The sequence below is a fragment of the Micromonospora sp. NPDC049497 genome, assembly GCF_044465805.1.
Taxonomy (GTDB): Bacteria; Actinomycetota; Actinomycetes; order Mycobacteriales; family Micromonosporaceae; genus Micromonospora.
Map to the genome: position 1 here is coordinate 332,614 of NZ_JBITMC010000003.1, position 14,057 is coordinate 346,670.

The 14,057-nt window shown below is 74.6% G+C and carries 11 protein-coding genes; 4 read left to right on the forward strand and 7 right to left on the reverse strand.

Annotated elements, in window-relative coordinates; genetic code table 11:
• Positions 1 to 95: 95 nt before the first annotated feature.
• The 6 genes from ACIBR0_RS07150 to pdhA all read right to left on the reverse strand — a co-directional run bounded on the left by ACIBR0_RS07150 (position 96) and on the right by pdhA (position 9,275).
• A complete protein-coding gene (locus ACIBR0_RS07150; protein WP_396713105.1) occupies positions 96 to 1,928 on the reverse strand; it encodes an NHL domain-containing thioredoxin family protein in 1,833 nt (610 codons plus the stop codon).
• A 126-nt stretch (positions 1,929 to 2,054) separates the two neighbouring features.
• Positions 2,055 to 4,904: a hypothetical protein gene (locus ACIBR0_RS07155; RefSeq protein WP_396713107.1), complete on the reverse strand. Its 2,850-nt coding sequence runs from the start codon at positions 4,902 to 4,904 to the stop codon at positions 2,055 to 2,057.
• 337 nt (positions 4,905 to 5,241) lie between these two features.
• Entirely contained in the window at positions 5,242 to 5,379 is a 138-nt protein-coding gene (locus tag ACIBR0_RS07160; RefSeq protein WP_357038084.1) for a hypothetical protein, read from the reverse strand.
• 238 nt (positions 5,380 to 5,617) lie between these two features.
• Positions 5,618 to 7,105 (reverse strand): dihydrolipoamide acetyltransferase family protein, encoded by a 1,488-nt coding sequence (locus ACIBR0_RS07165; RefSeq protein ID WP_396713109.1) that lies wholly within the window; start codon positions 7,103 to 7,105, stop codon positions 5,618 to 5,620.
• A gap of 5 nt (positions 7,106 to 7,110) precedes the next feature.
• Positions 7,111 to 8,100, reverse strand: coding sequence for an alpha-ketoacid dehydrogenase subunit beta (locus tag ACIBR0_RS07170; RefSeq protein ID WP_357038090.1), 990 nt, complete (start codon positions 8,098 to 8,100; stop codon positions 7,111 to 7,113).
• Complete coding sequence (gene pdhA / locus ACIBR0_RS07175; RefSeq protein WP_396713111.1) at positions 8,100 to 9,275, reverse strand: pyruvate dehydrogenase (acetyl-transferring) E1 component subunit alpha; 1,176 nt, start codon at positions 9,273 to 9,275, stop codon at positions 8,100 to 8,102. The genes ACIBR0_RS07170 and pdhA overlap by 1 nt, the downstream gene beginning before the upstream one ends.
• A 512-nt stretch (positions 9,276 to 9,787) precedes the next feature.
• On the opposite strand from pdhA, the gene ACIBR0_RS07180 reads away from it, so the two are divergent.
• Positions 9,788 to 10,594 carry a hypothetical protein gene (locus tag ACIBR0_RS07180; protein WP_396713113.1) on the forward strand — a complete coding sequence of 269 codons (807 nt, stop codon included), beginning with the start codon at positions 9,788 to 9,790 and terminating at the stop codon, positions 10,592 to 10,594.
• Between the two features lie 203 nt (positions 10,595 to 10,797).
• On the forward strand, positions 10,798 to 11,301 hold the full coding sequence (locus ACIBR0_RS07185; protein WP_396713115.1) for a phosphatase PAP2 family protein: 504 nt from the start codon (positions 10,798 to 10,800) through the stop codon (positions 11,299 to 11,301).
• Between the two features lie 16 nt (positions 11,302 to 11,317).
• Here the strand turns inward: ACIBR0_RS07185 and ACIBR0_RS07190 are convergent, their stop codons facing one another.
• Positions 11,318 to 12,004 (reverse strand): NUDIX domain-containing protein, encoded by a 687-nt coding sequence (locus tag ACIBR0_RS07190; RefSeq protein ID WP_396713117.1) that lies wholly within the window; start codon positions 12,002 to 12,004, stop codon positions 11,318 to 11,320.
• Positions 12,005 to 12,077: 73 nt separating this feature from the next.
• Between ACIBR0_RS07190 and ACIBR0_RS07195 the strand changes: the two genes are divergently transcribed.
• Entirely contained in the window at positions 12,078 to 13,139 is a 1,062-nt protein-coding gene (locus ACIBR0_RS07195) for an SPFH domain-containing protein (RefSeq protein WP_357036482.1), read from the forward strand.
• Positions 13,136 to 14,044 carry a hypothetical protein gene (locus ACIBR0_RS07200; protein ID WP_396713119.1) on the forward strand — a complete coding sequence of 303 codons (909 nt, stop codon included), beginning with the start codon at positions 13,136 to 13,138 and terminating at the stop codon, positions 14,042 to 14,044. Before ACIBR0_RS07195 ends, ACIBR0_RS07200 begins: the two co-directional genes overlap by 4 nt.
• The last annotated feature ends 13 nt before the right edge of the window (positions 14,045 to 14,057 follow it).

A 14,057-nucleotide genomic window follows, 5' to 3' on the forward strand; every position in this document is an offset into this window, starting at 1 on the left:
GATCCGCGCAGTTTCCCGGAAAGTGTCGCCTCGGCGCGCGCGGAGGCGACACTTTCCGGGAAACTGCCGATCCTGAGTCGGGGCCGGCGTCGCCCTCAGGCGTCGAGGCCGCGTAGCACCAGCGGTAGCCGGGTCGCGGCGTCGGGGACCACCCGGACCGGTACGCCCCAGTCCTGCCGGGTGAGGTGGCAGGCCGCGTGCTCGACGTCGGCGTCGCAGGTCGCCGCCTGGGCGGTCACCTGGAGCACACCCTCCGCCACGTCACCGTTGACCACCAGTCGCCGGGACAGCTCCGTCCCCGTGCCCGCCCCCTCGACCAGCAGCTCCGGCGGGGAGGCGGAGACGACCAGCCGGGTGGACGGCCCGTACGTCTCGTCGAGCTTCTGCCCCGGTGCGGGCGTGAAGATCACGTCGAGGGTGATCTCCCCGGCCGCGACGTCGGTCGGCTTGCGCTCGGTGCGGTGCCGGGGGCCGTCCACCGTGTTCGCCCCCGCGGCGGTGAGCGCGCCCGGGGCGAGTCGGGTCAGGCGGTGCGCCGCCGACTCCACGACGAGCACCTCACCAGCCGGGGTGAGCACCAGATCACTGGGCTCGGCGAGCCCGTCCGCGACCGTGGAGACCTTGTTCGTCTCCGGGTCGAAGCGCCGGACCGCGCCGTTGTACGTGTCCGCGATCAGCACCGAGCCGTCCGGCAGCGCGCACACGCCGAGCGGGTGCTGGAGCAGCGCCTGCCCGGCCGGACCGTCGACGTGCCCGAAGTCGAAGAGCCCCTGCCCGACGGCGGTGCCCAGCACCTCGTTCTCGACGTACCGGATCGCACTGGTCTCGCTGTCGGCCACCCACAGGCGGGTGCCGTCCGCGGAGACCGACAGGCCGGACGGCTGGGCCATCCACGCCTCGGCCAGCAGCCCGTCGCGCAGGGCCTCCACGGTGGTGCCCGCGTACATGCCGGTGGTGCGCTTGATCGGGTCGAACCACCACAGCTGGTGGATACCGGCCATGGCGATGACCAGCTTGTCGTCGTACCAGGCCAGGTCCCACGGCGACGACAGGTCCACCGAGAGCGCGTCGTGCGAGTGGTCGTCGACCGCGGAGCGCCACTGCCGGCCGGTACCGGCGACCGTGACCACCTCACCGGTGGCCAGGTGCACGCCGCGCAGCAGGTGGTTGACCGTGTCCGCGACGACCAGGTCGTAGCCGGCGACCTCGGCCGTGTGCGCCGGGAGCAGGCAGAGCCCCTGCGGCTCGGAGAAGGTGGCCGCCCCGGCGGGGCCGTCCGCCCGGCCCCGGTCGCCGCTGCCGATCCGCCGGATCACCGTCTCGCCGTCCGGAGCGAGCTCCACGAGGGAGTGCCGGGCAGAGTCCGACACCAGCAGGTTCCCGCCGTCGAGCACCACGGCCTTGCCGGGGAACCGCAACGTGGTCTCCGGCTCGGCCGGCGGGACGTACGGGCCCTCGCCGCGGTGCAGGGTGCCCTTCGCCTCGTGGGTGACGACCAGGTCGTCGATCAGGCGGGCCAGCCCCTCGGCGTGCCCCTCCCCGGCCATCGTGGCCACCACGTAGCCCTCGGGGTCGATCACCGACAGGGTCGGCCAGGCGCGGGCCGCGTACTGCTGCCACATGCCCAGCTCGGGGTCGTCGAGGACCGGGTGGTGCACGCCGTACCGCTCGACGGCGGCGGCCAGGGCGTCCGCGTCCTTCTCGTGCTCGAACTTCGGCGAGTGCACGCCGATCACGACGAGGACGTCGCCGTACTTCTCCTCGAGCGGGCGCAGCTCGTCGAGTACGTGCAGGCAGTTGATGCAGCAGAAGGTCCAGAAATCCGCGATGACGATCTTGCCCCGCAGGTCGGACAGCTTCAGCTCTCGCCCACCGGTGTTCAGCCAGCCTCGGCCGCGCAACTCCGGCGCGCGTACTCGTGCGCTCATGAGCCCCAGTCTGCCGGACCCGCACGCCGCCGCCGGGCGGTACCCCGAGCGGGGTCGATCACATCCGACCCGGAGACGGCGACGGGGCCACGGTCACCCGTGGCCCCGCCCCTGTCGTCCGTACGCTCAGCCGACCGCCGGCTTCAGGCACAGCACCCGGTTGGCGCCGTCACCGGGCAGCACCACGTGCGGCTGCGCCGGGTCGGCGCACTTCTCCTTGGTGTCCACCTTCGACACCACAGTGAAGGCGCCCTCCTCGGCGCAGTCGACCTCGGCGGGGCCGGTGCCCGCCTGCTTGACGCAGCTACCGATCTCGTAGGCCGGTGCCGGCTCGTCATCGCCGATCTTGCCGAGCAGCTGAAGCAGGCCCAGCGGGATGGTCAGGATCAGCACTGCGGCGACCAGCACCGCGGCCAGCACCCGGCCGTTACGGACCTTCGGGGTGGGCGCGTCGGCGGCCGGTTCGGCGATCGGCTTGAACGCGTCGAACCGCCCCTGGTCCTGCTCCGACGCGCCCTGGTCCCAGGACGGCTCGGAGGGCTGCGGCGGCGGGGGGAACGCGGGCGGGTAGGCACCGCCGCCGCGCGCCGGGTCCCCGGGGCCCGGACCGAAGCCGCTGCCGTTGACGCTCGCTGCGCCGCTCGCCGGAGCGCCGAAGCGCTCGGCGGGACGCTCCGCACCACTGTGCGGCCGTACGCCGTTGACCGGCCGGTCGCTGGCCGGGGCGTCGACGAACGCCGGCATGCCGGTCGGGAACGCCGGAGGCGCCGCCGGGGAGGCGGGAGCGACCGGCGCGGCCGCGAAGGCGGCGGTCACCGGGCGGTCCCGGTTGTCCTGGTCCTGCTCCGACCGGTTCTCCGGCCCGTGCCCGAACCGCTGGTCCGGACCCTGGTCGAGCTGGTTGTCGTGGCCCTGCCCGAACCGCTGGTCGGGGCCCTGGTCGAAGCGGTTGTCAGGACCCTGCTCGAACCGGTTCTCGGGACCCTGCTCGAAGCGGTTGTCGGGGGCCTGGTCGAACCGGTTCTCGGGGGCCGCGCCGAAGCGGGGCGGCGGAGGGGTTCCCTCGTCGTGCGACGGCTCCTCCGCCGGTTCCGGCCTTGCCGGGCGGCCGTACACCCGGGGCTGCGGCGCGGGCGTGCCACCCGGTCGCAGGGCCTGGTCGGTCGGCGGCATGACGCGGCTGGCCAGCGGCACGGAGGCGCTCGCCGAGATGCTGCCGCCCTCGCCACCGGCTGCCGGCAAGGAGGCCCGGCCGGCCGACTCCGGAGAGGTGCGCGGTGCGGGTACCAGCGGACCGGCCGGGGACTGCGGCTCGTCGTGCCGGGGAGCGCCAAGCCCCCAGTGCTGCTCCGGCTCGTATGCAGTCGCGCCACCCTCGCGGCCGGACGGCTCGACGTGGGCGGGCTGACCGGACACCGGCGCGTACTGGGCGGGCGGGGCGTAGTCGGCGGGCGGGGACGCGGCCAGGCTGGCGCCCGGCACGCGCTGCTCCTGCCTGGGCAGCGGGACCGCGTTGGCCGGCGAGATTCCCGGCGCGGGGCGCGGCTGGTAGATCGGCGTCTCCTCGCCGCGAGGCTGCTCCCAGTCGTCGCCGGCCCGGGAGTTGGCCTGCTCCGCCGGGTCCGAGTGGCCCCACGCCTCGCTCGCCGCCCACGGTTGGACGTCCGGCACGGACTCGCGGTCGGCGCTGTTCCGCTGCGGCAGGTTCCCGGCCGAGGCCCACGCGGGCGGACCGCCGTCACCCGGGATCGACGCGGTCGCCCGGCCCGGCGGGGTCGCGGTGGACTCGGCGGGGCTCCAGCCGGGCCCTTCGCGGTCGTCAGGCGGCGAGGGTACCGATGCCGTGCCGGCCGCGGCGCGGGCCGGCCACTCGCCCTGTGCCTGCTCGACCGGCGCGGAGGCGCGACCGGCGGCGGGCTGCTCCGCGCCGCCGTTCCAGGCGGATCCGTCGCCCTGTGCGGCCCACTCCGGCTGCTGCGGCCGGTCGTCGTGGGGGTTGGCGGCCCAGCCGCCGGAGTGGCCCTGGTCCTGCTGGTGGGGCGACCAGCCGCCGGCCTGCGCCTGGTCCTGCGGGCCGGCCCAGCCGCCGGATTGCGCCGGGTCCTGGGCGGGAGCATCGTTGGCCCAGCCCTCGGACTGTGCCGGGTTCTGGGCGGGGGCGCCGTTGGCCCAGCCGCCGGACTGCGCCGGCTCCTGCGCGGCACCGGTGGTCCAGCCGCCGGAGTGGCCGGCATCGTCCTGGCTGGGCCAGTTCGGCGGAGCCGGGGGCGCGGCCGGCACCTGGGCCGCGCCACGGGCGGCGGCCGGCTCGGACTGCGCCCAGGCCGGCGACGACTGCTCGGGCGGGGGCCAGGAGTTCTGCTGCTGCCAGCCGCCGGAGCGCGCCGGGTCCTCCTGCGCGGCCCAGTCCGGCTGCTGTGGCCGGTCGTCCCGGCCGGGGGCGCCGTTGGCCCAGCCGCCGGACTGCGCCGGGTCGTGGGCGGGAGCACCATCGGCCCAGCCGCCGGACTGCGCCGGGTCCTGCTGGTCGTTGGCCCAGCCGGGCTGGGCGGGGGAGTCCTGGGCCGGCCAGGCGCCGGCGGCCTGCGGCACCTGCGCCGCACCGCGAACGGCGGGCCCGGCCTGCGCCCACGCGGGCTGGTCGGGCTCGCCGGCCGGCCGGCCGGGCTGCTCGGCCGCGCCCGGCCAGGGCTGGCCGCCGTTGCCCTGGTTCCACGGGTCGGGCGCGTTCGCCTCGGCCTGCTGCGGCACCTGGGCGGCACCCCAGGTGGGTGCGGCGGGCTGGTTGTCGTGGGCCGCCCAGGCGGGTGCGGCGGGGGTGGTGCGCGCCGGCGGCGGAGGTGCCCAGCCGAGATCGGGGGCGCCGTACCCGTTGTCCTGCTGCGCCGGCCGGTCGCCGTACGGCGCCGGTCCGCCGGCGCCCGGCGACACCTCGTCCGGCTCCTGGCCGGGGTGGTGCGTGCCCTCGGACGTCATGCGTGCGCCTCCTCCATCACCTGTCGGCCGCCGGTCGCCTGTCGGCGCCGCGGCCGGCGTCGCCGGTCGGCACCGGCCGTGCCGGCTCCCAGCACGGTATCCGGTGAGCCCCAGCGGGGCTCGTGGGAGCACCGGTCGTGACTCCCCGCTGCCGTGTGGTGTCGAACAGCTTCGATCGACATGCCCGCTCCGGCGGGCGGGCGACGACCGAGCCCCACCGTACCGGGCGCTGCGGCGAGGGGGAATCCCGGTGTCAATGGGTGTGAAACGCCGATGGCCCACCCGGGCGGACCGGGCGGGCCATCGATCGTGAGGAGGCGAGGAATGTCGTGGAGCGTCAGCGCATGTGACGCTGGGCGATGGCGAGGATCTCGTCACGGACCGCCGGGGAGTTCGCGGAGCGCAGCGCGCTCTCGATGGCGCGGGCGCGGCGGCTGGCGTCGCGGCGGTTACGGATTCGCTCGATCATGCTCATGGTGGCTCTCCTCCTGGCTATTCGGTTGTCAGCCCCTGGTGACTCCATTGAAGCGCAATCCACCGCCAACTTCCATCGATTATTAGGTGAGCTGAGACACCTGCCGAACAATCAAAGGTCAGACGCGGGTCAGGGCCGATGTTTCGTTGCCCAACGGCAACGGCCGGTGTGCCGGGCGTTAACCCGTGGCACACCGGCCGTCGGCCGGCGCCCGCCGGAAGCGGCGGGGCGGAGGAGATCAGGTCCAGGCGAGCAGCGCCGCCTCCGGGTCGGCCAGGAAGTCCCCGATGTCGCGGAGGAACTTCGAACCCAACTCGCCGTCGATGATCCGGTGGTCGAAGGACAGGCCGAGCGTCGTCACCAGGCGCGGCCTGACCTTGCCCTTGTGCACCCACGGCATCTCGCGGACCGCGCCGAAGGCGAGGATCGCCGACTCACCCGGAGGCAGGATCGGCGTACCGGTGTCGACCCCGAACACCCCGACGTTGGTGATCGTCAGGGTGCCACCGGACATGTTCGCCGGCGAGGTCTTCCCCGCCTTGGCCGTCTGCACCAGGTCGGTCATGGCGTCCGCCAGCTCACGCAGCGAGAGCCGGCCGGCGTCCTTGATGTTCGGCACGATCAGCCCCCGCTCGGTGGCCGCCGCGATGCCCAGGTTCACGTAGTCCTTGACCACGATCTCCTCGCCGGCCCAGGTCGAGTTGACCATCGGGTGGCGCTTGACCGCCAGCAGGACCGCCTTGGCGACCAGCAGCAGCGGCGACACCCGGACGTCGCGCCACTCCCGGCGCTCGCGCAGCCGGTCCAGGGCCTTCATCGCCCGGGTCACGTCGACGGTCAGGAACTCCGTCACGTGCGGGGCGGTGAACGCCGAGCGGGACATGTTCTCGGCGGTGAGCTTGCGTACCCCCTTGACCCGGATGCGCTGCTCGCGGTCCGCGCCGAAGCTCGCCGCGGCCGTGGCCGGCGCCGTGACCGTCAGCGGCTCGGCCGCCGCCGGGGTCCCACTCGCCGCCTGCTGTACGTCCTCCCGGGTGATCGAGCCCAGCGGGCCCGACCCGGTCAGCGTGGTCAGGTCGACACCGAGGTCCTTGGCCAGCTTGCGGACCGGCGGCTTGGCCAGCACGAGCCCGGTGGCCCGCCCGTTGCCGGTCGCCGCGGGGGCGGGCGCGACCGGCGTCGGGGCCGCAGCCACCGGAGCCGGGGCGGCCGGGGCGGTCGGGGCGGCCGGGGTGGCCGGGGTGGTCGGGGCCTGGGCCGGCACCCCACCCTTGCGCGGGCGACGCTTGGCCGCCGCGGTGCGCGGGCCGTAGCCGACCAGCACGGCGGTCCGCCCACCCGGAGCGGCACCGCCGATCAGGCCCGGCTCCACCATGCCCTCCTCGGGCGCGATCTCGACCGCGGCCAGCGAGGCCGCCGACGGCGTGGGCAGGTCGGCGGCCGGCGCGCCGGTCGTCGACTCCTCGATCGGGCCGGCGCCCGGGTCGGTGTCGATCGAGATGATCGGAGTGCCGACCTCGACCGTGGTGCCCTCCGGGTGGAAGATCGCCCGCACCTGGCCGGCCCACTTCGCCGGGATCTCGACGGCCGCCTTCGCCGTCTCCACCTCGACGATCGGCTGGTTCAGCTCGATCGTGTCGCCCACCTTGACCAGCCAGGCGAGGATCTCGCCCTCGGTCAGGCCCTCACCCAGGTCGGGGAGGTTGAACTCCTTGATCCGCGACATGCCGCTCACCATCCGAAGGTGCGGTCGACGGCGTCGAGCACCCGGTCGAGGTCGGGCAGGTACTCCTCCTCCACCCGGCTGGCCGGGTAGGGGGTGTCGAAGCCGGTCACCCGCAGCACCGGGGACTCCAGGGAGTAGAAGCACTCCTCGGTGATCCGGGCCGCGATCTCCGAGCCCAGGCCCAGGTTGCCCGGCGCCTCGTGCACGACCACGCAGCGGCCGGTGCGCTTCACCGACTCGTACGCGACGGCCAGGTCCAGCGGAGAGAGCGTACGCAGGTCGATGACCTCCAGCTCCCGGCCGTCCTCGGCGGCGGCGGTCGCCGCGTCCAGGGCGGTACGCACCATCGGGCCGTACGCCAGCACGGTCGCGTCCGTGCCGGCCCGGGCGACCCGGGAGGAGTGCAGCGGGTACGCCTCCGACAGCGGGGCGTCCACGTCGACCGGACCCTTCTCCCAGTAGCGCCGCTTCGGCTCCAGGAAGACGATCGGGTCGTCCGAGGCGATGGCCTGCTGGATCATCACGTACGCGTCCTGCGGGTTGGCGCAGGTCACGACCTTGAGGCCGGCGGTGTGCGCGAAGTACGCCTCGGGCGACTCCGAATGGTGCTCGACCGCGCCGATGCCACCGCCGTAGGGGATCCGGATCACCATGGGGATGCGGACCTTGCCCTGCGAGCGGTAGTGCATCTTCGCCACCTGCGACACGATCTGGTCGTACGCGGGGTAGACGAAACCGTCGAACTGGATCTCGCAGACCGGGCGGTAGCCACGGATGGCGAGGCCGACGGCGGTGCCGATGATGCCGGACTCGGCGAGCGGGGTGTCGATCACCCGCTGGTCGCCGAAGTCCTTCTGGAGGCCGTCGGTGATCCGGAAGACACCGCCGAGCTTGCCGACGTCCTCGCCCATGATGACGACCTTCGGGTCGTTCTCCAGGGCGCGGCGCAGACCGGTGTTGAGGGCCTTGCCGAGGGTGAGCGTCTCCGTGGCCATCAGTGGGCGCTCCCCTCGAACGACTCCATGTACGTGCTGAACTGCGCCCGCTGCTCGTCGAGCTCGGGGGACCCGTTGGGGTAGACGTGGTCGAACATCGACACCGGCTCCGGGTCGGGCATGGCGAGCACGCGCTCGCGCAGGTGCACCGACTCGGTGCGGGCCTGCTCGTCGACCTCGGTGAAGAACGCGTCGTCGGCGATCCCCTGCTTGGTCAGGAACGCCTTCATCCGGGCGATCGGGTCCTTCGCCTGCCAGGCCTCGACCTCGCTGGCGATCCGGTACCGGGTCGGGTCGTCGGAGGTGGTGTGCGCCCCCATCCGGTAGGTGTACGCCTCGATGAGGCTGGGGCCCTGGCCGAGCCGGGCGTTGTCCAGCGCGTGCCGGGTCACCGCGTACGTCGCGAGCACGTCGTTGCCGTCCACCCGTACGCCGGGGAAGCCGAAGCCGCCCGCCCGCTGGTAGAGCGGGACACGGGTCTGCCGCTCCAGCGGCTCGGAGATGGCGTACTGGTTGTTCTGGCAGAAGAAGACCAGCGGGGCGTTGAAGACGCTGGCCCAGACGAACGCCTCGTTGACGTCGCCCTGGCTGGTGGCGCCGTCGCCGAAGTAGGCGATGACCGCCTCGCCGTCCTCGGTGCCGGTCTTGCCGTCCATGTGGACACCCATGGCGTACCCGGTCGCGTGCAGGGTCTGCGCCCCGATGACGATCGTGTACATGTTGAACTTGAACTCGTTCGGGTCCCAGCCGCCCTGGTCGACGCCGCGGAACAGGCCGAGGGGCATGATCGGGTCGATGCCCCGGCAGTAGAGGACGCCGTGCTCCCGGTAGGTCGGGAACGCCATGTCCTGCGTACGCAGCGCGCGCCCGGAGCCGACCTGTGCGGCCTCCTGGCCCAGCAGGCTGGCCCAGAGGCCCAGCTCGCCCTGGCGCTGGAGGGCGGTAGCCTCCGCGTCCAGCTTGCGGACCAGCACGAGGTCGCGGTAGAGCCCGCGGTACTCCTCGTCCGTGAAGTCGACGCGGTACTCGGTCCCGTCCGGGCCGGTCGCGCTCTCGATCCGCTCACCGTCGGCGGTGAGCAGTTGCACCAACTGCGGGTCGCCGGTCGCGCCCTTCCGGGACCGGGGTGCGGCCCGCCGTCCGCGGCTGGTGACCCCGGGGTCGCCCTTTGCCATGCGTCTCTCCCTGTCATGTCTGCGTCGGCGCCGGGGGGTCACCCGGCAACGCGCAACTCGTGCGCCTGTCCGGCTGGTGCCGGACCGGTTCCTGGCGGTCGCGCCTAGCCCCGGTGGGGGTTGCCGCGCGACGTGAGCCGGGGTCGTGGAGCGACCCCGGTTCGGGAGCGCCGGCGCTCAGCCGTGCCGTCCGCAAGGGTGCGCGGAGGCCGCGGCTGCGTTGCCGTCGTGGTCCATATTCGCATCACACGTGAGTCCGCCCACAGTGCGCCCGGCCCGCACCTCGACCCCCGCCCACTTCGTTACACGAAGCGTCGGCTGTCGCTTCTCGTGACGCGCGGCCGATCCGGTGATGATTTGTCGCCGTTCGGCCACATACGCGTGTCGACACGCTGTGCGGGGTTGGCCTACTCAGCGTCACTGGGCAAGGCTGATCGCGCGGGATCGCCCGCCGATCCGATGGTTCGCCGATCCATGTGCCACCACCGGACGGACCACACGAGGAGGATGCCGTGTCCGAGCCAGAGGAAGCCCCCGGATCGCCGTTCCTCGGCCGGCACGGGGCCCCGACGGGCTACCGCAGGGTCATCGGAGCCCACCGGGCGTCGGGCGCCGGCGGACCGTCCCGGGGCTACCTCTTCACCGTCGCCCTGCTCGCCGGCACCGCCTCGATGCCGATCCTGGCCGCGATCAGCACGGGCTCCGCGACCGTGGGCAGCACCGCCCTGCCGGACAGCAGCACCCCGTTCATTCCCACACCCTCCGTCGGCCCGGTGGTGATTCCCCTTCCGGTGACCGGACAACCGGCGTCGGTTCCGTCGACCGGCGCCACGCCGGCGGTCGGCGTCGCGGCGGGCACCGGGCCCACCGGCGTACCTTCGATCGGAAGGCCGGCCGGGGCGGTGCCGGCTCCTCCGACCCCGGAGTCCGGCCGCAGCGCGTCGCCGCCGGACCGGCCCGTGCCGCCGCAGCGGCCGGGCCCGCCGCGCCGCACCCCGGCGCCGGCCCGGTCACCGATCCCGATCCCGGTCCTGACCCCGACCCCGACCCCCACGCCCCCGGCGGGCCCCACGCCGACGCCCTCGCCGACCGCCGGACCGACGGCGTCGGTGGCGCCGACCAGCCCCCTCCCCCTGCCGCCGTCGGACCCGGCGCCGACCGCCGGTCCCACCGCGACCGCGCCACCGTCGCATCCGACCCCGACGGCGGCGCCGACCGTGACCGGGACGCCTCCCGAGCCGACCCCCACACCGATCACCACGTCGATCGGCCCGACCGCGTCGGCATCGGCCGGTACGGTGGCGGTCGACCCGAGGTGAGAGCGGGTGGACGGTGACGAGCGGCCCCGGACGGTGGTCCGGGGCGGAGCAGGGGTGGGGCGCTGAGCGGAGCGGACGGTACGGGCCCGGGTGACCGGGCGCCCGCGGCGACCGCACCGCCACCCGGGCCGGCCCTGCGGCTGGCCCGTCTGGTCACCGAGCTGACCGCGCCCGCCGTCCTGGTCTCGGTCCTCACGGTCGCCGTGGGGTGGCACAGCGCCCGGGGCAGCGTGGACGGCCTCGCCTGGGGGCTGCTCGCCACGCTCTTCGTCAGCGGGATCCCGTTCGCGTACATCCTCGGCGGCGTGCGACGCGGTCGCCTCACCGACCACCACGTCGGCCTGCGCGAGCAGCGCCGGGTTCCGCTGCTGGTCGGCCTCTGCTCGGTGGCCGCCGGTACGGCCCTGCTCGCGGCGCTCGACGCACCCCGTCCGGTGCTGGCGCTGGCGGCGGCCGGAGCGGTCGGCCTGATCGTCGCCGTGGCGGTGAGCCACTGGTGGAAGATGTCGATCCACACCGCGGTCGCCGCCGGATCGGTGGTGGTCCTGGTCGTGACGTTCGGGCCGCTCCTGGCGGCGACCGCGCCGCTGCTCGCCCTGGTCGGCTGGTCCCGCGTACGCCTGCGCGACCACACCGTGCCGCAGGTCCTCGCCGGCGGCGCGCTCGGTGCCCTGGTGGCGGCGGTGGTCTTCGTCGGCCTCCACTGACGGTCGGTCGGCCTCGTCAGCGGTCGGGGCGGAGCATCGGGGGGTGCAGCAGGGGCGCCGGGCCGCGCCGGAAGAGCTGCGCGGGTCGTCCCCGATCGCCCTCGGTGGACCGCCCGACCGGCTCGACGAATCCGGCTGTGCCGGTCACCTTGCGGTGGAAGTTGCGCGGGTCGAGTCGTGTGCCCCAGACCGTCTCGTAGACCGCCCGGAGCTGCGCCACGGTGAACTCCGGCGGGCAGAAGGCGGCGGCAAGCGGCGTGTACTCCAGCTTGGCGCGGGCCCGCTCCACCCCGTCCGCGAGGATCCCGTCGTGGTCGAAGGCGAGCTGGCCGGGGGTGAGCCGGGAGACCGGCAGCCAGTCCGCGGACGCGGCGTCGGTGCCGGCGACGGGGGCGCGCAGGTCCGGTAGCAGCGCCAGCCAGGCCACGGTCACCACTCGGCCGCGTGGGTCCCGGCCCGGTCGGCCGTACGTGCCGAGCTGCTCCAGGTGACCGGCCGGCTCGGCGAGCCCGGTCTCCTCGGTCAGCTCGCGGACGGCGGCGTCGGGCAGGTCCTCGTCGATGCCGACGAAGCCGCCGGGCAACGCCCACCGTCCCTCGTGCGGGGGGACGCCACGCCGTACGAGCAGGACGCTCAGATCCGACGCCCGGACGGTGAGCACCACCAGGTCGACGGTCACCGCGAAGGGCGGGTACTCGGCCATCTCTTTATCACCACCTTGACGAGAATCTAGCAGAGGGTTTATCGTCACTCCGACGACAAAGGGGAGGAACGACATGGCTGACGTGACCAGACGACTCTTCCTGCGCCACCTGCGCGGGACGCCGACCAGCTGGGTCCGGTTGCACGTGGGCGGGCGGGTACGGCGGGAGGGGACCGGCCAGTCCTTCTGGTACCGGCCGCTGCACGCCGTCCTCAGCGAGGTGCCGGTGGACGACCGGGAACTGCCGCTGCTCTTCCACGCCCGCACCGGCGACTTCGCCGACATCACCGTGCAGGCCACGGTCACCTACCGGGTGGCCGACCCGGCCCTGGCCGCCGCCCGCCTCGACTTCTCCGTCGACCCGCGCACCGGCAGGGCCCGCTCCCGCCCGCTCGACCAGGTCGCCACCCTCCTCGCCGAGCTGGCCCAGCAACCCGCGCTCGACCTGCTCGCCCGGGTGCCGCTCGCCGAGGCGCTGACCACCGTCGCGCCGGTCCGGGAGGCGGTCTCCACCGCCCTGGCCGCCGAGGCGCGGCTCGCCGACATCGGGGTCGCGGTGGTCAGCGCGCGGGTCGTCGCCGTCCGCCCCGAGCCGGAGCTGGAGCGTGCCCTGCAGACGCCCACCCGGGAGGCGGTCCAGGTCCAGGCCGACCGCGCCACGTACGCCCGCCGGGCCCAGGCCGTCGAGCAGGAGCGGTCCATCGCCGAGAACGAACTCCAGAACAAGATCGAACTGGCCCGGCGGGAGCAGCAACTCGTCGAGCAGCACGGCGCGAACTCCCGCCGCCGCGCGGAGCTGGACGCCGCCGCCGAACTCGCCACCGCCCAGGGCAAGGCCGAACGGGAGAAGGTCGCCAACGCCGCCGCCGCCGAACGGGCCCGGGTGCTGGCCGGCGCCGAGGCCGAGAAGGAACGTGTCCTCGCCGGCGCGACCGCCGACCGGGTACGGACGGTCGGGCACGCGGAGGCCGAGGCGGAGGCGGCGAAGCTGGCCGCGTACGCCGAGCTGCCGCCCGAGGTGCTGCGCGCCCTCACCGTCCGGGAGCTGGCCGGGCAGTTGCCGCAGATCGGCCAGGTCACCGTCACCCCCGACCTGGTGAGCGACCTGCTCGCCCGGCTGGTTCCGGCGCGATGAGCACCCTGCCCCCGCGGGTCGTGGTGGTGAGCCGGCGCAGCGAGCTGGACGAGCTGCTGGGCCGGCACGGCACCCGGGCGGCGGCCGCGTGGTACCTGCGGGAGCGCGGACGCGACCTCGACGAGGTCGTGGCCCGGCACGAGGCCCTGCACGCCGCGCTGACCACGGTCGCCGGGGCCGTCCCGGCCGACTGGCGGCGCGGCGCGGTCGACCGGGCCGACCTGCCCCGGTTCCTCTTCGGACCGGAGGACGTCGTGGTCGCTGTCGGGCCGGACGGCCTGGTCGCGAACGTGGCGAAGTACCTGACCGGCCAGCCGGTCGTCGGCGTCGACCCGGAGCCCGGACGCAACGCCGGCGTGCTGGTCCGCTTCGCCGCCCCGGCGCTCGCGGGTCTGCTGCCGGCGGTCGTCGCGGGCGCGGCGTCGACCCGGGCCCGCACGATGGTCCGGGCCGTGCTCGACGACGGCCAGGAGCTGGTCGGCCTCAACGAGGTGTACGTCGGGCACTCCTCCCACCAGTCCGCCCGCTACCAGCTCACCGCGCCCGTCGGGGGGCGGGCGCGGCGGGAACGGCACTCCTCCTCCGGGGTGGTCGTCGGCAGCGGTACGGGGGCGACCGGCTGGTGCGCGTCCATCGCACGCGACCGTCCGGGCGCGCCGCGACCGCCCGCCCCGGAGGAGGAGGCGCTGTGCTGGTTCGTCCGGGAGGCGTGGCCCTCCCCGGTGACCGGGGTCGAGCTGACCGCCGGCCGCCTGGACCGGGACGACCACCTGGAACTCACCGCCGATTCCGACGGCCTGGTGGTCTTCGCCGACGGCCTGGAGTCCGACCGTCTCACCCCGGCCTGGGGCCAACGGCTCACCGTCTCCGTCGCCCCGCGCCGCCTCACCCTCGTGGAGGCGTAAGGAAGGGCCCCCG